This window comes from Botryobacter ruber (assembly GCF_003347595.2).
Taxonomy (GTDB): Bacteria; Bacteroidota; Bacteroidia; order Cytophagales; family Hymenobacteraceae; genus Pontibacter; species Pontibacter ruber_A.
The window spans coordinates 14,788-36,853 of the sequence record NZ_QCZK02000007.1; the positions used below are offsets into that span (position 1 = coordinate 14,788).

Annotated in this window: 15 protein-coding genes; 3 read left to right on the top strand and 12 right to left on the bottom strand. The window is 52.0% G+C overall.

Annotated elements, in window-relative coordinates:
* Positions 1 to 140: 140 nt before the first annotated feature.
* The 12 genes from DCW36_RS01155 to DCW36_RS01210 form a co-directional block, all read right to left on the bottom strand.
* Positions 141 to 3,002: an outer membrane beta-barrel protein gene (locus DCW36_RS01155; RefSeq protein ID WP_240675996.1), complete on the bottom strand. Its 2,862-nt coding sequence runs from the start codon at positions 3,000 to 3,002 to the stop codon at positions 141 to 143.
* Between the two features lie 454 nt (positions 3,003 to 3,456).
* A complete protein-coding gene (locus DCW36_RS01160; protein WP_114783741.1) occupies positions 3,457 to 4,287 on the bottom strand; it encodes a TIGR04290 family methyltransferase in 831 nt (276 codons plus the stop codon).
* 178 nt (positions 4,288 to 4,465) lie between these two features.
* A complete protein-coding gene (locus tag DCW36_RS01165) occupies positions 4,466 to 5,542 on the bottom strand; it encodes a CgeB family protein (protein WP_114783743.1) in 1,077 nt (358 codons plus the stop codon).
* 248 nt (positions 5,543 to 5,790) lie between these two features.
* The gene (locus DCW36_RS01170) at positions 5,791 to 6,897 is read right to left on the bottom strand and encodes a CgeB family protein (protein ID WP_114783745.1); all 1,107 of its coding nucleotides are present in this window, start codon (positions 6,895 to 6,897) and stop codon (positions 5,791 to 5,793) included.
* Positions 6,894 to 8,021, bottom strand: a complete 1,128-nt coding sequence (locus tag DCW36_RS01175; RefSeq protein WP_114783747.1) for a CgeB family protein — start codon at positions 8,019 to 8,021, stop codon at positions 6,894 to 6,896. The genes DCW36_RS01170 and DCW36_RS01175 overlap by 4 nt, the downstream gene beginning before the upstream one ends.
* 280 nt (positions 8,022 to 8,301) lie before the next feature.
* On the bottom strand, positions 8,302 to 9,435 hold the full coding sequence (locus tag DCW36_RS01180; protein WP_240675997.1) for a glycosyltransferase family 4 protein: 1,134 nt from the start codon (positions 9,433 to 9,435) through the stop codon (positions 8,302 to 8,304).
* Complete coding sequence (locus tag DCW36_RS01185) at positions 9,410 to 10,474, bottom strand: Gfo/Idh/MocA family protein (RefSeq protein ID WP_240675998.1); 1,065 nt, start codon at positions 10,472 to 10,474, stop codon at positions 9,410 to 9,412. The genes DCW36_RS01180 and DCW36_RS01185 overlap by 26 nt, the downstream gene beginning before the upstream one ends.
* On the bottom strand, positions 10,475 to 11,485 hold the full coding sequence (locus tag DCW36_RS01190) for an MDR/zinc-dependent alcohol dehydrogenase-like family protein (RefSeq protein ID WP_205702850.1): 1,011 nt from the start codon (positions 11,483 to 11,485) through the stop codon (positions 10,475 to 10,477).
* A 120-nt stretch (positions 11,486 to 11,605) separates the two neighbouring features.
* Positions 11,606 to 13,675, bottom strand: coding sequence for an SDR family NAD(P)-dependent oxidoreductase (locus DCW36_RS01195; RefSeq protein ID WP_240675999.1), 2,070 nt, complete (start codon positions 13,673 to 13,675; stop codon positions 11,606 to 11,608).
* 39 nt (positions 13,676 to 13,714) lie between these two features.
* Complete coding sequence (locus tag DCW36_RS01200) at positions 13,715 to 14,833, bottom strand: NAD-dependent epimerase/dehydratase family protein (RefSeq protein WP_114783771.1); 1,119 nt, start codon at positions 14,831 to 14,833, stop codon at positions 13,715 to 13,717.
* Positions 14,834 to 14,863: 30 nt separating this feature from the next.
* Entirely contained in the window at positions 14,864 to 15,568 is a 705-nt protein-coding gene (locus tag DCW36_RS01205; protein ID WP_164890995.1) for an SDR family oxidoreductase, read from the bottom strand.
* Positions 15,569 to 15,947: 379 nt separating this feature from the next.
* Positions 15,948 to 17,666 carry an ABC transporter ATP-binding protein gene (locus DCW36_RS01210; RefSeq protein ID WP_114783751.1) on the bottom strand — a complete coding sequence of 573 codons (1,719 nt, stop codon included), beginning with the start codon at positions 17,664 to 17,666 and terminating at the stop codon, positions 15,948 to 15,950.
* Positions 17,667 to 18,100: 434 nt separating this feature from the next.
* On the opposite strand from DCW36_RS01210, the gene DCW36_RS01215 reads away from it, so the two are divergent.
* The 3 genes from DCW36_RS01215 to DCW36_RS01225 all read left to right on the top strand — a co-directional run bounded on the left by DCW36_RS01215 (position 18,101) and on the right by DCW36_RS01225 (position 21,995).
* The gene (locus DCW36_RS01215; protein WP_114783753.1) at positions 18,101 to 20,545 is read left to right on the top strand and encodes a TonB-dependent receptor domain-containing protein; all 2,445 of its coding nucleotides are present in this window, start codon (positions 18,101 to 18,103) and stop codon (positions 20,543 to 20,545) included.
* 208 nt (positions 20,546 to 20,753) lie between these two features.
* Entirely contained in the window at positions 20,754 to 21,347 is a 594-nt protein-coding gene (locus DCW36_RS01220; RefSeq protein WP_114783755.1) for a GNAT family N-acetyltransferase, read from the top strand.
* Between the two features lie 48 nt (positions 21,348 to 21,395).
* Positions 21,396 to 21,995: a histidine phosphatase family protein gene (locus DCW36_RS01225; protein ID WP_114783757.1), complete on the top strand. Its 600-nt coding sequence runs from the start codon at positions 21,396 to 21,398 to the stop codon at positions 21,993 to 21,995.
* Positions 21,996 to 22,066: the final 71 nt, after the last annotated feature.

The following is a 22,066-nucleotide window of genomic DNA, read 5'->3' on the forward strand; positions in this document are numbered from 1 at the left end:
CAGATTCCATCCGACGTTTTTCTGTTCACAGGCAGTAGGTGTGGCAGGATAAGTTATGAAGCAGATGGTCCGAAAACAGGAAAGCCTGCAGCGTTCGCGCTACAGGCTTTCCTGTTTATTCTTATTTGTTTCGCTTGCGGTTAACGTCCTCCTCTGTATCCTCCCGGACGATCGCCACGGTTATTTTCATCCGGAGGTGCGGCACCGGCAAAGCTGCGGATGTTGTAGGAGAAGGTCAGCATAAAGAAGCGCTGCAGCACGGTGGACTGGGTATCAACAACTGAAAAAGAAGACACATTCCGGGAGATGCTGGTGTTCTCATTCAGGAGGTCGTTTACACTCAAACTAATTTCAGCCTGCTGATTTTTAAGCAGTTTTTTGCCAATGCTCATATTCCATAAGGTAAAATTCGGATCTACACCCCTCGCTAACCCCTGGTTAAACTGGTGCGCCAGTTCGGTGCGGTAAACCAACCCTTTCCAGATAATCCAGTTGAGGCGCACGCTCGTGTTCTGGCTGAAGTAGTTATAGTTTGTGTTCTCACCCGGAATGGTATTGCGCACGAAATTTTTACTGGCATTGGTCGAAATATTAAAATCTACCTTCTCGCTGATATTGCTGCTCAGGTGCAGACCTACTCCAGCACTCGTCGTGCTGGCAAAGTTGATGGTATCATTAATCATGCCCGGGTTTCTGGAAAAACCTACTCCACCGTTTATGTTAACACTTGAACTGATAAAGTTAACCGGTTGCCCATAATTAAAGAATGACCGCACGTTCCAGTTACCATCCATATTAACCGGGCGGATAAGCCTGGCACCAGGCCTATCCAGCAAAAAGTTTCCTGTCTGCTGTTCGTAATTATTGAAAATAGCGCGTACTTCAGGATTGTTGGTAGGAATAGCAGGCTCTTCGCCTGGTTGCACAGTTCTGACCATGTAAACACTGTTAACTACCGCATCCTGGGTTAAAGTACCAAATACACCCATAAAAAAGTTTTTGCTTGTTTCCGGACTGAAATTACGGAAGCGTATGGTAAACCGGTGCTGAAAATCCTGCTCCAGGTTTGGATTACCTATGCGCGGCTGCACCGGGTTCGCCAGGTTAAGCACATCCTGCAACTGGTCTGCTGACGGCACATTGGTACTGCTGCGGTATTCCAACCTGAGGTTACGGGTATTTGTAAATTTATACTCGTACTCTGCTGATGGCAGCACACTGCCGAAACTTTGTTTTAAATCATAGTCCAGCGGGTAGGTAGCATCATTTTCAAGTGTTGCGTACTGATAGAGCGTATTTACCTGAAATCTTACTTTATCCGTACGATACTGGTAGCTTGGCCCGATGCTATGCGCAAGATAATTGCTTTCAAATGAGTTACTAAGGTTGGCTATTGTATCGGTATACTGGCTACCATCGGCCAGACGGTTGTAAGCAATACGGTCGTTATCATTTCGCTGGTTGCTGATGTTGTACTCCAACTGCAGGCGAGCCGTTTTGCTGTTATTTATAAACTGGGAGTAGTTCACATTCCCGGACCAGCTGAAGCTGTTTCTATCGGTGCTAAAGTACTGGTCGCGGTATTTATTTCCATTCTGATTAACAAAACTCTTTGTATCCTCAAACTGGAATTCATCGCCATCAGCGTTATTTACATTTGTGTTGAGATTCGCAGTAAAAATGCGCCCTGACTCTCCGAAGCGGTGCGAGTAGAGAACATTGTTGTTGAAATTAAGGCTGGCATTATCAGATTTGTTCGTAATAACAGATGTACCAATAGTTTCTTCTGATGTCTCTGTTACGGTCAGTGCATTTATTGTGCTATAATCGTTCTGCAGAGAAATGTTTGGTGTGATCAACAACCTGTTGTTCTCATTTATATTATACTGCAGCCTGAAATTTAACCGGTGGCTTTCCTCCGTGTTCAGGTTCACCCTGTTGGTTGTTTGTGTCTGGTCAATATTTAAAAAGTCCTCGAAAGAATACTGGCTGTTGTTAATTTCCCTTCTCGAAAAATTATAGCTGGCTGCCACTTCCATCTTTTTGCCCCAGTTGTCGTTGTAGTTTAAGCCGATGTTGTTCGTGTTGATGATACCGTTCGGTGAGCTACGTCCCCAGCCGCCCCGGCGACCACGCATGCCACCGCCTGGTGTTTCACCCACTGAGAAATCGAACATGTTGATGTTGTTAGTAAGCCCTGTGAAGGTAATGCGGCGGTTGTTGTTGAAGTAGTTAACGGCTGCACCTACCATGTAGCGCTCATTTGTACCGTAAGCAGCCGATGCCTTGCCAGTATAGCCTTGCCTGCGGTCACGGCGGGTGGTGAAGTTGATGGTTTTCACGCGGTTGCCGTCGTCGAAGCCACTGAAGGCAGCCCGGTCGCTTTGCCCGTCGAAAATCTGTACGCTTTCGATCATGTCGGAAGACAGGTTCCGCATGGCTGAATTCACATCCTCGCCCACATAGCGCTTGCCGTCGATCATTACCTGTTTGATGTCCTCGCCCTGCGCCTGAATGGTTCCATTCTGTACGGTTACGCCCGGCATCTTGGTCACGAGGTCTTCTGCGCTGGCGTCGGGGGCCGTTTTAAAGGCTTTGGCGTTGAATTGTGTGGTATCGCCTTTCTGCTCACCGAGTGGCACACGGCCCACTACCTCCACTTCCTTGATGTTTTTTGCTTCGCTTTCTAGTTGTAGTGTACCCAGGTTAAGTGCGGCATTCTGTACGCGTATGGTTTTGGTAAGCGTTGTAAAGCCAATATAATTTACTTTCAGGGTATACTCGCCCTGCGTCACCCCTTCCAGTTTGAACTTGCCATCCGGATCGGTAGCGGTGCCGGTGGTGGTGCCATCAGCCGTTTTGGTCAGCACGACACTGGCACCGGGCAGGGTAGTGTTATCCTGCTGGCTTTGCACGGTACCGTACACCGTCTGTCGCTGCCCCTGTGCGTGAACTTGAAAAAAGCCGGCCATAAAGACCAGCAATAGTAATAAATGTTTCATTCCGGGTATAAATAACAATTGCCAAATTTCGAAGTTTTAGACATTTGTTCTGCCCGATAGTTTAACTAATGTCGTTGTTTTTTTTCACCTGTCCCGGCAGGCTCTACTTTACTTTACAACCGGTTGTTAGCACATCAACAGATAATCTACTTATAAATAGCCGCTTGTTTTACATCGCATTAAATTATTAACGACAAGTCTTTGAACTAACAACACCAAATAAATTTAAAGTAACTTCCATTTCAGAAAACCCTTTTAGCTGACCTAAGTGCAGTTCGCCCACAATATCCCGATAAGATGACCAAAGTGGGAGTAGTTTTGGGGAACTGTGTAAATACGATTTGGTATTAATACAGGAGCAGTGGCTATGGTGGCAGGAGCAGCAAACTTTTAGACACAAAAAAGCCTGCTGTTTTCAGATACAGCAGGCCAGGAAGCAGAGGAATGCTTTCTGTTATTTATTTCCGGCAGGAGCAGTGGTCATGTATTCGTTTTTAGCGGCGACTTTTTCCTTTACAGCCTCATCCCACTCCAGGCCAACCGCCGACAAGTACTCCGACTGGTTCCACTGGTTATTTTTGCGCAACTGTTCGTCTATTTTGCAAATATAAAGCTCATGGCCCGGACGCTGGGTGACGGTAAAGCCGCAGGAACGGAGCATGGCTTTGATGGCAGCATGATTGGGCGCCCACCAGTTCGTTATATCGCCCGCCATTTTCTTTTCGATGAAAGCCATCTTCGGCCACCTTGGCTCCAGCATCCGCTGCCGGTCGTTTATGCCAAAATCGTCCGGGGTTTCCGCAGCTTCTTCGCCCGGCATGGTCAGGGTCTGGAACACCATTAAGTTTGTTGCCTTCTGCGCCAGGATGTCGAGGGAGAGCAGTGGGTAGCGTAGGTGGTACAGTACACCCATATACCAGATTAAATCAAACGTGCGGTCGAGGCGGGCTACGTCGTACACCTGCAGCTGCTTCAGTTCAATTTTATCTTCGAGCCCGAACTGCTGCGCCACCCAGGCCGCCTGCTTCAGGTAATGCGGATCAACATCTATTCCCAGCACCTGCGCCCCCCGCTTCGCCAGCTCGATGGAGTAAAAGCCGGCGTTGCAGCCAATGTCCAGCACGTTCCAGCCCGTTAAATCTGCGGGAATATAAGCCTCCAGTTCTTTCCACTTGAAGGCGGGAAAATCGCCCAGGAAGTGAGTGGGTGCCGTTTGTTCGCCAGTTGGCAGGTGGATGTTGTGGAACCAGGGACCTAGCTGTTCGATTTCCTGCTGTATGTTCATGTTGTTTGGGTTAAGCGGTATTACAAATTGTGAAGAAAGTCCCCCTTTGAAGGGGGTAAGGGGGATGTTGAACGACCTGAGGAAAATAAAAGACAGGTCTGTACATCGAAAGCTTTTATGCGCAGGTGTAAACATCCCCCTACCCCCTTCAAAGGGGGACTTTTACATATTTTATCTTCTACTCCTTTACCGCCAGCGACATGAGATTTCTGGCATAGTTTACCAGTTCCTGTGCCCGGTGGGCAGCCGTATGCTGTGTCAGCACCTTCTGCCGGGCGCGCTCGCCTATTACTTTCCGTTCCTTCTCGCTCATTTCCCGCAGGTACTGGAGGGTGTCTGCTGCCGAGTAGGCTACCAGTATTTCGCTGCCTATGGTAAAAACGGTATCCAGCCCATCCCAGTAGTCGGAGATGATGGGTGTACCGCAGGCGGCTGCTTCGAAGAGGCGGACGCTGGGCGAGTAACCGGCTTTGATCATGTCGGCACGGGTGATGTTTTGCGTGAAGCGCTGGCTGTTGTAGAACTTCCGGTGCTCCGCCGGTGGCAGGTGGTGGATGTACTGCGTATTGGCAGGCCAGTGCACCGTTTCCGGGTACTGCGGACCGGCTACTACAAATTTACCTTCGGGCCAGATGCGGGCTGCATCCAGCATCAGCTTCTCCAGTGGCGGCTGCCGGTCTTCGGAGTAGGTGCCGAGGTAGCCCAGGTCCCATTGTATTACCTGCCGTTCCGGGAAATAGAGGTCGGGGTCGAAGGAGCAGTACAGCGCGCGTGCCATAGGCGAGCCATACTTCTGCTCCAGCAGGTCCAGTGTCGGGCCGCCGGTAAAGGAGAGGTACAGGTCGTATTGCGGGATGAGGCGCGGGTGCAGGTATTCAAAATCCTGCCGCTCCAGTTTGGCCAGCGTTACGGGCGTGTCGATATCGTAAAAGGCTTTGATGCCCCGGGCTGTCTGCACCACCCACTCTCCCACCTGCACCCCTTCGGGCACATAGGAGCCTACGATCACCAGGTCCGCTTCGCGCACCTGTTCGGTGAAACGCTGCTTCAGGTCATCCAGCGATTGGTACAGTTCTGTCTGGCAGTACTCCGGGTTGGGCAGGTCGCGGCTGCTGGCGTACCAGGGCACATCCCTTTCCAGGAAGAGTACCTCATGCTTCAGGTTGTTCAGTTCACGCACCAGTCCCCGGAAGGTAGTGGCGTGGCCGTTACCCCAACTGGAGGTGATGGATAATCCTAAAATAACGATGTTCATACTGATTTTCTTCTTGATTCATGTATGCTGTCCCGGACACGGATGTCCTTTTCAGAAGGCTTTCGGACGAAAATGTTCGAAAGAAAATTTCTGCCGCAAGTTTAGCGCAGCGTAACTTGTGGCTTATCATGAAAGGAAGTTTTCAACTTCCGTAAACTATCAGCTTTCATAAGCACGTAAGTTGAAAACTTGCCTCATGTTACCCCACAAGTTACGGCTGCGCCTAAACTTGCGGGAGGTGTACAATTTTATGCAAGAGCCTTGTCTTCCTGCTTTACCTTCGCATAGAGCAATTGCTCCAGCTGCTCTGCCCGGTGGTTGTAGGTATGCTCCGACAGCACCTTTTTATAAGCAGCCTCTCCGATACGCTTCGCTTCTTCTTCCGTCAGATTTGCCATGATGTTGGCTACCTCGTCGCCGTTTTTCGCGACCAGTATTTCCTTACCCGGATCGAAGAAGAAATCAATGCCTTCCCAGAAATCGGTAATGATACAAGCGCCTGCGCCGGCTGCTTCGAACACGCGGGTGGCGGGCGAGAAACCGTAGCGGGCCATGCTCTCGCGACTGATGTTCAGCACGGCTTTGGGTGTGCAGTTGAAGGCGTTGTGGTCTTTGGTGTACACGTGGCCTACGTACTTCACGTTAGGAGTCATCGGTTTATCGCCCCAGCCGCTCCCGCCGATGATGAATGTTTTATCCGGCGTGGCCGCAGCCGGTTTCAGGAAAAATTCTTCCACACGGGATTCACGATCCGGCAGGCGGTTGCCCAGGAATGCCAGATCGCAGGCAAAACGCTCTTCAGGAGGAACAGGGAAATGGGTGGCAGTGTCGAGGGCGTTGTAGACGGGCACGCATTTTTTTGCGCCCAGTGCCTCGTACGCGTCTATCACAGGTTGCCCGCCGCCGTAGGTCAGCACCATATCATATTGCGGGATGAGTTGGTGAAACTGGTCCTGCGGGTTGTGGTGTACCCGGTCTAAGGTGGCGGGCGCATCTACATCCCAGAACACCACCAGCCTGTCGTCTGTCTGTAGCTTGAGTACTTCGCGCTCCAGCAGTTCGTCGAAAACGCCTACGCCGCTGGCTTTAACTACCATGTCAGCTTCGGCAGCCTGCGCCAGGCAGCGGTGCACGGCTTCTTCTGTGGCTTCGTAGACCACCACCGTTGCCCAGTCCGGATCTGGCATGTCGCGATTCTGCTGGCGGTCGTAGGCATCGGGTTCGTAAAACGTAACTTGGTGCCCCCGTTCGTGCAGCGCCCGCACGATGCCACGGTAATAAGTAGCGGCCCCGTTCCAGTAAGCCGACACAAGGCTGGAGCCAAAGAAGGCAACCTTCAGTTTTTTCGTCTTCATGCAATAGCGGTTTCTTTTGGGGTTATTGTAGATGTTTCGATGCCCAGTTCCCGGCAGATACTTTCCAGCTCGTCCACGCGGTGGGCACAGGTATGGCGGCTGCGGATGGTGTGTAACCCGTTCTGCGCCAGCTCCGCTGCTTTTTCTGCGTCAGTTAGCACCAACTGCAGCTGCTGCTTCATTTCTTCGCCGGTTCTGGCAACCAGGAAGTCTTTGCCTGGCGTGAATAAACCTTCGGCATCGTCCCAGGGCGAGGAGATGAGCGGAATCCCGCAAGCCATGGCCTCGAAGGGGCGGATGGTCGGGATGCCCGGCAGTGCCTCCACATACGGCCGCCGCGGCACGTGCACCGTTACTTTGTATTTGGCAAATTCTTCGGCTGCTTTGTAGTTGGGCAGCCAGCCGCCGTACTCAATACCGGCATCGGCTAAGGCTTTGCGCGCATGCTCCGGATAACGCACTCCATAGATTTTAGCTTTCAGCCCCAGTTCCTTCACGGGGTTTATCAAAAACTCATGCAGCTCGGCTGTTCGCTCTTCGTCGCCCCAGTTACCGATCCAGACCAGGTCGCCTGCCAGTTCTTTGCTTTCGTGCGGGTAAAACACGTTGGCATCGGCGGCTTCGTGCCAGGTCCAGGCGCGGGAGGTCCAGCCTTCCTGCAGGTACAGGTCGCGGATAACTTTGCCGAAAGCCAGTACGCCGTCGTAGTGTGTGAGGTCGTAATTGGCCATGCTTTTGCGTTCGGTTACCGCCCGGTGGTGCGTGTCGTGGAACAGCAGTTTGTAGTTGCTTTTGGCCCGGTGCTCCCCTACCCGCTTCACCAGCTCATGCTCACTCCACTCGTGCACAATCACCAGGTCCGAATCCCGCAGCACGTCATCCAGGTCCAGCGAATCGAGTGTGTAGAAATTTGTGCTGATGCCGGGATAGTACTGCTGCAGTTCGTCCAGCTTTTCTTTTCCGTAGCCTTCGATGAGGTTCTGCAGGCTCCAGCCGTTTTCGGGCTCATATACGCGTACCTTGTGCCCCCGCTCCTGCAGTTCCCGCACAATACCCCGCAAAAAATGGGCATTGCCGTGGTTCCAGTCTGAGAGGATGGAGTGGTAGAAGAGGGTGATGTTCATAGGTTGATTTGCTGATTTTTTAATGTGTTAATGTGCTATTTGTCTGAACCGCTGATTTTTGTGATTTGATTGATGACTATGAATTTCTGCCGGAACAAGTTTACAGGAGCAGAGGCAGTGGTGGCAGGAGCAGAAAAGTTTTGCTACCTTCTCTAACTCCCAGAAACGCTCGCAGGTCTAAAAGACGCTGCGAGGTCAGGATAACCACTAAACTTTCTACCTCTCTACCTCTCTACCTCTCTACCTCTCTAACTCCTAAACTCCCAAACTCCTAAACTTTCTAACTCACCACTGCTGCCATCGGGAAGCGGAGAAGCTGGCGGTACACATAATTATAGTCTTCGGCCATGTGGTTGGAGGTGTAGCCGTGGGAGCGCTTGACGGCGCGGCAGGCCATGATGTTGCGAGTGAACTCGTCTTCGATCAGCGTGCTGACGGTATCGCGCAGTTCGTCGGCATCGTCGGGACTTACAAACTTGGCGGCGTTGCCCCACACTTCTGCCAGGCTTTCTGTTTTACCTACTACCAAAGCACAACCCGACATGGCTGCTTCCAGGATGGATAAGCCAAACGGTTCGTAACGGGCTGGCAATACGTAAACAGAGGCCCGGGCCAGCCAGTCGGAGGCTTCTTTGTCGGTTAACTTACCCAGGAAGTGGACGTTCTCCAGCTCAATAACTTCACCGGTGGCTGGATGCTTGTCGTCGCCGGCAATGTAGACCGGCCATTGCAGGTCGGAGGCGATGTGGGCGAGCATCGAAATGTTTTTGGCTTCGTCCCAGACGCGGCCCATGCTGAACACAAATGGCTCTTTTTTCCCAAACTGAAACTGCTGCTGCTCCCGACCATTGTAGATCACAGTGCTGCGCTTGAACGGTCCGTAATACAGCTCTGCCTGGCGCATCATAGCCTGTGTTGGCGCTACCACCATGTCGGCCGCCTGCAAGCCTTCCTGCACCATTTCCCGGTACTTGTTCCAGGCGGCAGGCGCTTCTTCGTCTTTCACAGCTTTCCACCACGACAGCACGCAGGAATGCACCACCACAACCACGGGTCTGCCCCAGTCGAGGTTGCCGTGCGCCATGCCATTCAGGTGCACCAGATCGGGCTGGATTTCCTCGTTCAGCTGCAGGAGCCACTCGCCGGCGTCTACCACATCTTCCCAGGGATTATCCATCCACTCCAGTTTGTAGTTGCTTTCGTAAAGCGTCAGGTTGGTAATGTCTTTAATTTCTTTTCGCTGGTCCTGGCTTAAGGGCGCTCCCATGGTTGCCAGAGCTACCTGTGTCCCGAAGGGTTCCAGGCTTTTAATCAATTCCAGGGCATAGGTCCAGACACCTCCTACGGTGTCGGCGGTCATTAATATTTTTGAAGGCTGCTTTGCTTCCTTATCCTTCGGCATCATATCTCCCATAAATCTTATCTAATACTTCTGCTACTTTCACATACTCTTCTGCTTCGTTGTTAAATCCTTCTCCTTTTGCCAGCCGTTCGGCCCAGGCTACGCCAGCCATGCCCGACCACGCATCGGGTGGGGAGCAGAGACGTTCAGTTCTGGTGCCGTAATAGCGTTCGGCTACAAAATCGTAGAAAGAACCGTTGGTGTTTTTGAAGGCGACGCCGCCTCCTGTTCCGTAAAAAGTGGCACTGATAATGGCTTCCTGTCCGGCTGGCAGGTTCCAGGAGCAGCTTAGCTGCAGGTGTGCCCCAGTGCCCAGTGCCATGCTTGCCGTGGCAAAATCTTCTACTACCTCGTCGGGGTTGGTAACGGGCTGCCCTTTGGCAAAAAGATGGCTCTTTACATTCTGTACTTCCGGAAAATCGAGTGCCCACAGGGCCAGGTCGACCAGGTGCACGCCCAGGTCGATCACGCAGCCGCCACCCGAAAGTTTGGGATCGTAAAACCAGGCTTTGTCGGGACCATAGGCGTTGTGAAATACCAGCTCCACCGCATAAATGTGCCCCAGCTCCCCCGACTGCACCACCTTGTACACTTCCTGCATGGCCTGTGTATGGCGGTAGGAAAGGTCGACGCCGAGCAATCTGTCTGCTTTACGTGCAGCAGCTACAACTCGTTTTGTTTCGGCGGCATTTCTTCCGAGGGGCTTCTGGCAGAACACGGCTTTGCCTGCCTCAAGCGAAGCAATAGTTTGTGCGGCATGAAACGCGCTCGGCGTTGCGATTACCACGCCCTCTACTTCACTTTGCTCCAGGATAGCGTCCAGGGAGTTTATAGCATGAGCAGAGGGTATGGTGGCTAGTGCAGCAGAACAATTTTCGGGTGCTGTATCGGAAATGCAGGTAACTTCGGCCACCTGGTGCTGCGCGATTACCTCCATGCGGTTGCGGCCAATCCAGCCTACGCCCAGAAAGCCTAATTTTGGTTTGCTCGTATTTGTAATGGCTGTTGTGCCTGCTTCAGTTGTTGGGTTGGTCAGGGTGTCTTGCATCATCTAAAAGGTTATCAGGGCTTTCATAAATCCGTTGGGACGGATGGCTAAGGCGGTAAAGGCTTCGTTTATTTTTTCCAGCGGATAGCGGTGGGTGTAGAGCCTGTCCGGCTGCAGGATTCCTTTTGCTACTGCCTCGACAGCCTCTCTTATTCCTTTGATGTACTCCTGCGGGTCGCGTTCATGGGCATTGATGACGTCGAGGCCGCGCCAGTTCCAGAGTTGGATGTTTACCTGCCGCATGCCGTCCTGGTGGAAACCGGCAATAACCAGCATCCCCCGTTCGGCGCACAATTCTCCGGCCAGGTTCAGCGGCCATTCTTTCCCGGTGCATTCAATCACACGCTCGCAGAAATTGCCGTTGGTCAGTTGCTTTACTTTTTCAATGATCTGCCAGTGGTCTTCCATTTTTATCACTTCGTCGGCGCCGCATTCTTGGGCTATTTCCAGGGAGAAATCGCGTTGCGAGATGGCAATGACCCGGGCGCCTGCGTGTTTGGCCAACTGCACCAACAGTGCCCCCAGGAATCCGATACCAAGAATGGCGACGGTTTGTCCGGCTTCTATTTTGCTCCTGCGGAAGATGTTCATGGCACAGCCCAGCGGCTCGCCGGGGAATGGTTGATTGTGCAGCGCTTCGGGCAGTTTGACCACTTTGTCGGCATCGGCTACGTCGTAGGCGGCATAGGAGTTGTAGGAAAGGGCTGCTACGCGGTCACCGACGGCTACACCGGTTACGCCTTCACCTACGGCATCTACCACACCCCAGCCTTCGTGACCGGGATTGCCTGCTTCTACTGGGTAAGTAAACCAGTCGCGGCCTTCCCATACCGGAATGCTGGAAGCGCAAAGGCCGCAGCCTTCGAGTTTGAGGCGCACCTGCCCCAGCTGTGGATCGGGCAACGCTACGTCCTGTACTTCAATATGCCGGGGCGCTGTGATAACCGCGGCCTGCATGGTAGCCGCTTTTGTTTCGGCTGCTGTTGACTTTTCTGCTGTAGGGGTGTTCTGCATGGGTGTTGGTTAATGGTTAGTCCTGAACACGATTCCTACGATTAAAAGATAAACAGGATTAAGAATAAGTATTCCGAAATCTTGTCATCCTCAAATCCTGAGAATCGTGTTCAGAACAAATCAGGCGACGGCTACTTTTTTAACCCGCTCTTCTTCTTGTTGCGTGATTGTATTGAGCACCATCGGCACTTCCAGTCCGCGGTTTTCGCAGAGCCATTGGTAAAGCTTGGCTACGCCCTCCTGCACGCTGTGCTTCGGATACCAGCCGGTGGCTTTCCGGAATTTGCGGATGTCGGACACATAGTAGTGCTGGTCGCCCGGACGCCAGTTGCCGAACGAGAGCGGAATTTCCTGGCCTTTGTAGCGGCTCATAACTTTGAGCAGCTCCAGCAGGCTAACGGTATTTTCCACTCCACCGCCTATGTTAAAGGCCTGTCCGGAGATGCGCGGCATGTGCTCCTGGGCCAGCAGGAAGGCATCTACCAGGTCCTCCACAAAAAGGATATCGCGCACCTGTTTTCCGTCGCCGTAAATGCTGATAGGCTTATCTTCTATGGCCCGGATGGCAAAGTGCGCTACCCAGCCCTGGTCTTCGTTGCCATACTGGTGCGGCCCATAGATGCAGCTCATCCGGAATACAACCGCAGGCATATTGTAGGTGCGGGCGTAGTCGATCACATACTGGTCAGCGGCACCTTTGGAGCAGCCGTAGGGGCTGTGAAAATCCAGCGGTCGTTTTTCGCTGATGCCGTGCGCTTTAATGTGCTCATCGGAAGGATTGTAGCGGGAGCCGTTCTCAACGAATCGCAGGTCTTCCAGTCCGCCGTACACTTTGTTTGTAGAAGTGAACACGAGCGGTGGCGGGTTGTCCTGTGCCCGGATGGCTTCCAGCACATTGATAATACCCCGAGCATTTACCTCGAAATCGTTCACCGGCAAGTCCAGCGAAGTAGTAACGGCTACCTGGGCAGCAAAATGGAACACGGCTTCGGCATTCTGCATCACCTTCTGCACCGACTGTGCATCGCGGATATCGCCTACGTGCACCTGCAGGCGGTCGCCGTAGGTTTCGTGCAGCCACTCCAGGTTTCGCTCCACCCCGTTTCGTGACAGGCTGTCGAACACCATCACCCGCTTGCCTTCGTCGAGCAGTCGCTTGGCCAGGTTGGTGCCTACAAAACCGGCTCCGCCTGTTATGAGCGTATAGCGTTCGGTGGCCGATTTGGTAATGGCTCTATTCACATACGAAAGCTCCTCCAGTTCCTCCAGCCCGTGCTTGGCCCACAGCCTGTACAGCAGTTTGGGCGTGCCGTCGGTGTGTTTCAGGCCGAAGTAGTATTCCCGTTCGTCCACGTGAAAACCGCCTACTGTGGGCAGGCTCAAATCTAAGTCGCGGGCGCCGTACCAGTATACCCGGTCCACATTGGTTTTAAGTACTTTCTTGAACTCCTTCAGCTGCTTGTACTCGTCGAACTGCCAGGTGGAGAAACCGGCTTCGGTTATCCAGAGCTCGGCCTTGCAGTTGTAACGGTTCATTACCTCCCGCACGGCTTCAATGTTTTCGTTCCAGCCATCCCAGAGCTGGTCAAACACATCCGGGAAACCGTGAATGCCGATGGCATCTATGTACTGCATCACGCCGCGCTGGAACATCACATCGAGCCAGTTCGGGTCGATGGGGCTCATGCCGCCCAGCAGTGTTTTCTTGCCGCGCTGTTTTGCCCAGTAGGCAGCGCCGCCCACCATTTCGGCAAATTTGTACCAGCCATAATCGAGCGTGAAGTCGTACTCGGTGCGGTTGTTGGGTTCGTTCCAGAGTTCCACCCACTCAAAGTGTTCGCCTAAATCGGTGATGAACACATCCAGGAAATCGGCATAGGCTTTGGGATTTTTTGGCGGGGAAGAAGTTTTAGCCCGCACGCCGATAGAAGGCGGCGTGTACAGGAAGCAAGGCAGGATATTCACTTCTTTGGCAAGTGTCGGGATCAGCCACTCGTACCAGGCTTTTCCGCCTTCGGTGTAGTAGTCGGCCCAGGAAACGCCGGTGCGCAGCTCGGTAACACCCAACTCTTTCAGGTCGGCCAGCACCTGTTCCACATGCTCCTTTTCGCCAGGACGAAACCATTCTACTATTCCGATGGCGGGTCGTCTGGTTTGGTCTGCTGCGTTGTTGTTTATGTCCATGTTCATTGTTTGTCCTTTTGGGTTGATAGATAGTGTTTGGGCGTATCAGACCGTTAAGCCACGGGTGGCCAGCTCTTCGCTGGCTTCGTTTACACGGTCGTAAGCAATCTGTCCTTCCAGCCAGGCGGCCAGTTCTTCCAGGCCACTGTTAAAATCAACCTGTGGATAAAAACCTAGTTTTTCTTTTGCAAGGGAGATATCGGCATAGCAGTGGCGGATATCGCCAACCCGGTACTTGCCGGTAATTTGCGGCTGCAACTCCGTTTTGTCCATCACCATGGCCAGTCGTGCGGCTATTTCGCTGATGGTGTAGTTGTTGCCGCTGCCCACATTAAATACTTGTCCGTTTGCCTCCTCTTTTTCCAGCGCCAGCCGGCAGGCCAGTGCCACATCGCGCACATGCACGAAATCGCGTTGCTGGTTGCCATCTTCAAAAATCATGGGGGCATTGTTGTTGAGCAGGCGGGAAGCAAAAATGGCCAGCACCCCGGTGTAAGGATTGGAAAGCGCCTGGCGGGTGCCGTACACGTTAAAAAAGCGCATGGCCACGGTCGGGATGTTGTAAGCACGTCCTACCATCAGGCACAAACGCTCCTGGTCGTATTTGGAAAGCGCGTACACCGACGACAGGCACGGTGTTTTCGATTCATCGGTAGGCACAGGCTGCAGGACCTGCCCCTGCTCATCGGAGAGCTCCCACTGCCCTTCCTTCAGCTGCTCAATGCGGCGTTCGGGAACGGTTACCAGCTCACCGGCGGCATTTTTGTACCAGCCTTCGCCGTAGATGCTCATGCTGCTGGCCACTACCAGTTTCTTCACCGGCTTTTTGATGAGGGCTTCCAGCAGTACGGCTGTTCCCAGGTTGTTTACATCGGTGTAATCTTTGATCTGATACATGCTCTGCCCCACGCCCACCATGGCAGCAAAATGATATACGGCATCTACGCCTTCCAGCGCCCGCTCCACTGCTTTCGGGTCGCGCACATCGCCTAGCTGCAGTTCTACCTCGTCGTGCAGGTAAGCCGGGCGCACGCAGTCTTTGCCATGCACCTGCTCCGACAGACTGTCTAACGCTCTTACTTCATAACCCTGGCTGATCAGTTCGTCGGCTAAATGAGAACCGATAAATCCAGCACCTCCCGTTATCAGAATTTTCTGTTTCATAGTTTTTGTTTTTTTGTTTTGGTACAAAGCTTAAAAAGGCTGCGCCGTTGGCCGGATGGTAATCTGGTTCACCGACACGCCCTCCGGCTGACTTAAGGCATATAGTACAGCTTCCGCCACATCGTCTGGCGAAATTGTGCCGTAGCCTATGTCTTCGGCTGTATGAAATCCTGAAATTGTATTTTCGAAAAAAGATGTATCGGTTACGCCTGGCGCTACCACGCTTACCCGGATGGTTGGCAACACTTCCTGCCGCAGCGTGTGGGCTACTACCTCCAGGGCCGCCTTGGTAGCGGCATAAACACCACCGTAGGGATAAGCCTGCTGTGCCGATACGGATGATATAAACACCACATCGCCTCTGCCCTTTTCCAGCATGCCCGGCACAAAGGCCCGCACCAGCCGCAGCGCCCCCATCAGGTTGAGGTTAATGATCTGTTGCCACTTCTCCGGGTCGCCCTCCGCCAGCTTTTCATGGATGCCCTGGCCTGCACTGCATACCAGGATGTCTGGTGTGCCCATTTCCTGCTGCACCTGTGCGTAAAGTGCGTTGATGGCCGGGCCCGAAGTAACGTCACATGAAAAAAATGAAATTTGCCCGGGCAGGTCAGCAGCAGGCTTAATGTCGGCGACGGCAGTCTGAACAGCGGCGGCAGAAAGCCTGCTGGCTATCGAGCGACCAATACCAGAACTTCCCCCACTTACCAAAGCTTTTCTACCCTTTAAATGCAGCACGCAGATCAATTATAGTGATTAATATATATAGAATTTTTTCAATTCCTTTATTGATAGCTAGAACGTAGGATGCAGGCACAGGGTTGTAGAAGAAGCTGCTGATCCTGCAAAAACGTACGTTTTATTGTTCAACTTTTGCTGTCCGCCAGGCTTTGTGCAGTTTATGTAAACATTACAAACTACCTGTAACTGATCCTGTTGCCAGAAGAGGTGCGCTTCTGTTTGTTAGTTGGTTAACCCTACACTACTGATCTGGGAAAAAATAGTTATGTTTTTCAAATCTGCAGGAGCAAAGGGTGTGGTGACTGCAGCAGTAAACTTTTCACGCGATAAAAACAGGCAAGCACTTTGATTACAGCCATTCCCGCCCCGCTGAAACCTAACTAAAAGCAAACACTTCATCTTTCCTGAGACTTTCCTGCGGTTTTATTATTTTCGTTATCTGTCCGTTTTTCAGCACGATGATCCTGTCGGCATCAATGATGTTCGACATTTTATGGGATATCACGAAGGTGGTTCGGCCTTTTACCAGTTGCCTGAAAGCAGCCTGCACCAGTGCTTCCGCCTCGGCATCGAGGGCCGAGGTGGCTTCGTCGAGAATTAAAATAGCCGGGTTTTTCAGGATTGCCCGGGCAATGGCAATGCGCTGCTTCTGTCCCCCGGAAAGGTTATTGCCGCGCTCGCCTACCATTGCCTCGTAGGTGTGCGGCAGCTGCATGATAAAGTCGTGTGCGTTGGCAAGTTTTGCAGCATGCTCAATTTCTGCCTGGGTGGCATGCGGCGCTCCGTAGGCAATGTTATTCCGGATGGTATCGTTGAAGAGAAGCGTGTCCTGCAGCACAATGCCGATGTGCCGCCGGATGGCGCTTTGTTTTAACTGCCGGATGTCGGTGCCGTCTATTTTAATAGTACCCGCAGCAGGATTGATCAGGCGTAGCACCAGTGCCATGAGCGTGCTTTTTCCTACCCCGCTGGGCCCTACGATGGCGACCGTTTCGCCGGGATGTACGTGCAGGTTCAGGTTCTGGAACACCGGTTTGTGCTGCTGATAGGCAAAACTGATGTTTTCAAAATGGATCTCCCCGTACGGCTTTTCCAGCTCGCAGGCAGAGGGCAGATCGGCGACCGGATCCTCGGCATCTAAAATGGAATTGAGGATATCCAGTGACACAGAGGCTTTGCGGTAGGTCTGGTAAACCCCGGTCAGGCCCTGTACCGGCCCGAACAAACCGCCAATGTAGCCCAGAAAAGCAACCAGCGTTCCCAGCGTAATTTCGTTTATCATAATCAGGTAGCCGCCAAACGCAATGGCAGCGATGCGGGCGATGGTCACGGTCAGGTTTTTAAACGCACCTACCTGCGTGTCGGTCTTGATGCCGTTGAGCACGTGCCCGTTCGTTTCAACTACCCGCGACAGAAAATGACTGGCTTCCACCCGTTCCATGGCAAAACTTTTTACCGTCAGAATGCTCGAAAATGCTTCGCTGAAGCGTCCGTAAATCTTTGCCCAGTTTTCCATCAGGAACCGCTCCCGCTGGATCTGCTCTTTGGAAGCCCACATGCCAATGAGGGCAGGCAAAGGAGCAAAAAACAGCACGACCAGCGACAACTGCCAGTCGAGCCGGAACATGACACACAGGGAAATAACCAGGTAAGCCAGTGTTGGGAGCAGGTAGAAAATAATGTCGCAGAAGGCGCTTACGAAGCCATTGATGGCCCGGTCAAACTTAGTCATGATCGTACCCACTCCTTCTTTCTGGTGATAGGTGAGCGGCAGAAAATAAAGCTTTTCGACAGCAACGGCCTGCAGATCGACCTGTAAACTCAGCCTTACTTTCCAGACAAGCCAGTTCTGCATGCCCCCAATCACATCTTTTGCCAGCGTGAGCACAAACAAGGCACCCACCGTTAATGCGATTACCTGCACAGCCGTATTCTCCGGCGATACGATCTCATCAAAGAAAAATTTCATAATCAGGGGCTCCAGCACTCCTAACCCGGATGCGGAAAGCGCAAGCAACAGTGTCAGCAGTATCTTAAACCTAAAAGGAGCGATAGACTTTGAAACATGATTTGTAATTCGTTGCCAGTCGTTCATGAGTACTCAATATTTCTGTGTTCTACATACTTTTTCAGGAGGAAAGGCTGGAGCGTAGTGCGCACGCAAGTATTTTAACTGTACCTATCATACAGACGCAGCAATAAAACCCCAACCCTGGGTAGCAAATTAAGTTGGTTACAAAAAACAGTCGCTAAAGCACAAGATTATAGTATTTAAACCATATAAAGCACCAGCTAATGGATACCGCAGAATCAATTTTTAAAATAACTTATATTTTTTATATGATTATTACATTTACGCGTACATAAGCTAAAGGATGAACCGTTCACCCAGGTTATTCGGTCAACTGCTAAGAATTTATAAACGAACTACTTAACAGGGAATCATTTACCACCTGCACTACCTGTAGCTGTGCTCCTGCGTCGTTTGCTGCCTGCTAACATGCTTTGATAATCTTTTGAAACATCCTCATGAAAAATGCCTTGTCGTTTGTCCTATTGTGGTGCTTCGTGGGCAGCCTGGCTGTGGGCCAGCACGTAAACCCGTCGCTGCTCCTGAAAGGAACAGTGCTCGACGCTGCATCTAACCAACCAATGGAATTTGTAACGGTGGTAGTAAAAGTGGCAGGTAACACGCAACCTCTCAAGAGTACCTTAACAGACCAGGATGGCAGGTTTAGGGTGGAAGTGGTTCCGGCGCAGCAGTATGAAGTGGTGTGTTCATTCGTAGGCTACCAGGTCAGGGAAATGCCGGTGCCTGCCCAGGCGAGTGGCATTGTGGATTTAGGAAACATCCTGCTGTTGCCGGATGCAAAGCAGTTAAGCGAAGTGCAGGTTGTTTCGGAGCGGGCACTCGTGACCTACGAAATCGATAAAACAGTTTACCATGTAGCCGCAGATCCGGAAAGTAAAACGAGTCAGGCCATTGATATGCTCCGCAAAGTCCCCCACCTGACCGTAGATGCCGACGATAACATTAAACTGAAGGGAAATGGCAATTATGTTGTATTGATCAACGGAAAGCCGTCGACCCTTTTTGCGCGCAATGCAAAAGATGCTTTCCGAAGCATGCCCGCCAACTCGATCAAAAGCATAGAGGTAATGACAACGCCTCCCGCGCGGTACGATGCCGAAGGGATCGGGGGCGTGATCAATATTGTTACGCACAGGCAGCAACAGGGCGGCTACAACGGTTCCGTCAACCTGAGTGCCAGCAGGCCCGCAGGCTATTATGCAGGCGGGTACCTGACAGCGATCAGAAAGAAAGTTGGTTTTTCGGCTTATTTCGGTTACAACAAAAATGCCTCGCCCGACAGCAGGTTTTCTTTAACCAGGAAGAATCATACGCAGGGCAACAGCAGGCTGGAACAACAGGGCGAAAAAGATTACCGCGGAAACTTTCAGTACCTGGAAACGGAGTTGAGCTACGAACCCGATTCGCTGAATTTGCTTTCGGCCAGTTTCAGCTACAACGCGAACAGGGGGAGCAATTTTTATACCCAACATGTGCAGTCGTTTGACCCGGCAGGCCAGCTACAACAGGCGTATACCCAGCAGTACGACGTACAGAATACCTGGCGTGGGCACGACCTGGGTGCAGACTACCAGCGCTCCTTCCGGAAAAACAAAGAGCAGCTTTTCACGCTTTCCTATAAACTCAGAGCCACCTCCGACAATGCCACTTCCGACTTCAATTTTTTCCCGGTGCTTCACTACAACGGCTCCCTGAACAAAACGGAAAACAGCGGTTCTTTCCGGGAGCATACGTTCCAAGCCGATTATGTACATCCCATCAAGGAACAGCAGGTGGAGCTGGGTGTAAAAAGCATTTTCCGAGCTAACGAGAGCAACTACTATTACAAAAGCCTGAACGCCAACACAGACACTTACGAAGTTAACAAGGCCCTCAGCAACCTGTTTAACTACACCCAGGATATTCATGCAGCCTATGCCTCCGTAACCTTACACCACGCTAAATGGGGGCTGAAAGCAGGCGGGCGCCTGGAAAACACAAGGGTCAAAGCTGACTTCAGATCATCGGGCACCGTGGCCAGGCAGGAACAGCTGAATTTTATTCCCAACATCATTGTTTCGCGCCAGCTACAGCCTACTTCCATCCTGAAACTGGCCTACCTTCAGCGGATTGAGCGGCCCAGCCTGTACTACCTGAACCCGTACCAGAATAGCATCGACCCGAAAAACATTTCGTTCGGTAACCCGGGCTTAGTACCCGCCGTCAGCAACCAACTCGACTTATCCTACAATGCCTATTTCGGCGGCACGTCGGTTAGTGCCGGCACGTACTTCAACTTCACCAACAATTCCATCCAGCGGTTCACCACCACCGGTACCGACGGCGTTGCCCGCACCACCTATGGCAATATTGGCAGCAGCAGCAACGTTGGCATCTCCTTCAGCAGTAATATTGATCTGCTGGAGAAAATCAACATCAACCTGAACAGCAACGGCAACTATACCTGGTTAAGCAGCATCATCGACGGCAACCCCCAACACAACAAAGGGTTTACGTTCGATGCTTTTTTATACCTCAGCTATAAATTCCTTAACACCTGGCGGGTAAGCGGCAATGCCGGCTACCATGCACCCGGTATCCTGTTGCAAGGCAAATCCGGCGACTATTTTTACAACAGCTTTGCATTGAACAAGGACATCCTGAACGAAAAAGGCAGCCTGAGCTTTAACGTGAGCAACCCGTTCCGGAAAGAGCGCAGGTGGTTTAACCAGCTGGAGACGCCAGCTTTTTACCAGTTCCAGGAGTCGCACTTCCTGCAGCGCTGGTTCAGCCTCACGTTCAACTACCGCTTTGGAAAACTGGAGGAGGAAATGGTGCGAAAAAAACGCGGCATCGAAAATAACGACATCAAAGCTGCCGAAAAGAAAGTTGATGGAATTTAAGCCCTACAAAACTTACGCGCCGGTAGCAGCACCTTTTTATACCTTTCCCGTATTTGCTGTAGCTGCCACCACACCCACTGCTGCCGCATAAGCGCTCTGCAGTGCTGCTTCTATAGCTCTGGACGCTGCTGCAGCCATACCATCACCCGGGAACCCTGTTCAATTCACTACCTCAGACTATAACAATTCAATTCTTATCCTTTGCAACATGAACTTTAACTACAACATTAAGCTGGAAGACAAACGGGTGCTGCTACGCCCGATCTGTCACACAGATGCTGCCGCCTTCCAAAACATTGCGTACGAGCCCGACACCTGGCGCTTTATGATTTCCCGGATAGCTTCGGAAACGGAACTGAACACCTGGATGCAACAGGCAACAGACGCCCGGACGCAGCAACTCCGGTATACTTTTGCTATCATCGACAAAGCGTGCGGGTCCATTGCCGGCAGTACGGCTTACGGGAATATTTCGGTTCCGGACCAGCGACTGGAAATTGGCTGGACCTGGCTGGGCAGTGCCTTCCGGGGCAGTGACCTGAACAGGCACTGTAAATTCCTGCTACTGTCGTATGCCCTGGAGGTGCTGCAGTTTGAGCGGGTGGAGTTTAAAACGGATGTGCTGAACGAGCGCTCCCGGAAAGCACTCCTGAAAATAGGCGCTACCGAAGAAGGCATTCTGCGCCGGCACACCCGGATGCACGACGGCCGCATGCGCGACACCATCTACTACAGCATTCTTCGGCCGGAATGGCAGGAGCTCAAAGAGCGGGTGTTTCCTGATTTAACCTTTACTTTTTAATTCAGAGTGGTCTCCCTTTCGTATAAAAATTCAGTAGCACCTGTATTAATGGAGACAAGCGAGACCTACAAAATAGTACTCATCCGCCATGCTAAACCTAAGGTGGACCGCAGCGGCTTATTCAGCGCCGCTGCTGCCGGCCGTTTTATTACGGAATACGATGCAGCTGCTGTTGAAGATTTTGTGTTCGAGCACCACGCCATTCCTACAAACGGCATAAAAAAAGTATTCTGCAGCACCCTCGTCCGCTCCCAGCTCACAGCCAGGGCTATTTTCGGGGAGGAGGTAGAGCTGGTTGTTGGTCATGAATTCCGGGAGTTCGAACGAAAAGTGATTACCCTTCCCCTGCTTAAACTTCCGCTCAACTTCTGGCTGCTGAGCAACCGCATCCTCTGGTTGCTTGGCCTGAACAACAGCGGCATCGAAACGTTCAGGGAGGCGCGCAACCGTGCCCGCAACTGTGCGGAGCTGTTAGCCGATGAAGCCAAAGTACACGACAGTGCCATCCTGGTGGCCCATGGCCTGCTCAATAATTTTATTAAGCGGGAACTGCGCCGCAAGGGCTGGATACACACCAGCCGGGGCGGCTCCAGTTACCTGGCGGTAAATATTTTTGAGAAGGAGAAGGGGCAGAAGAGAGAGCGTTAGATAAATTCGCATTTACCAGCTTCGGTTTATCCCATTTCTTTATGCTGTTTTTGTTCTGCTGCGCCTGCCAC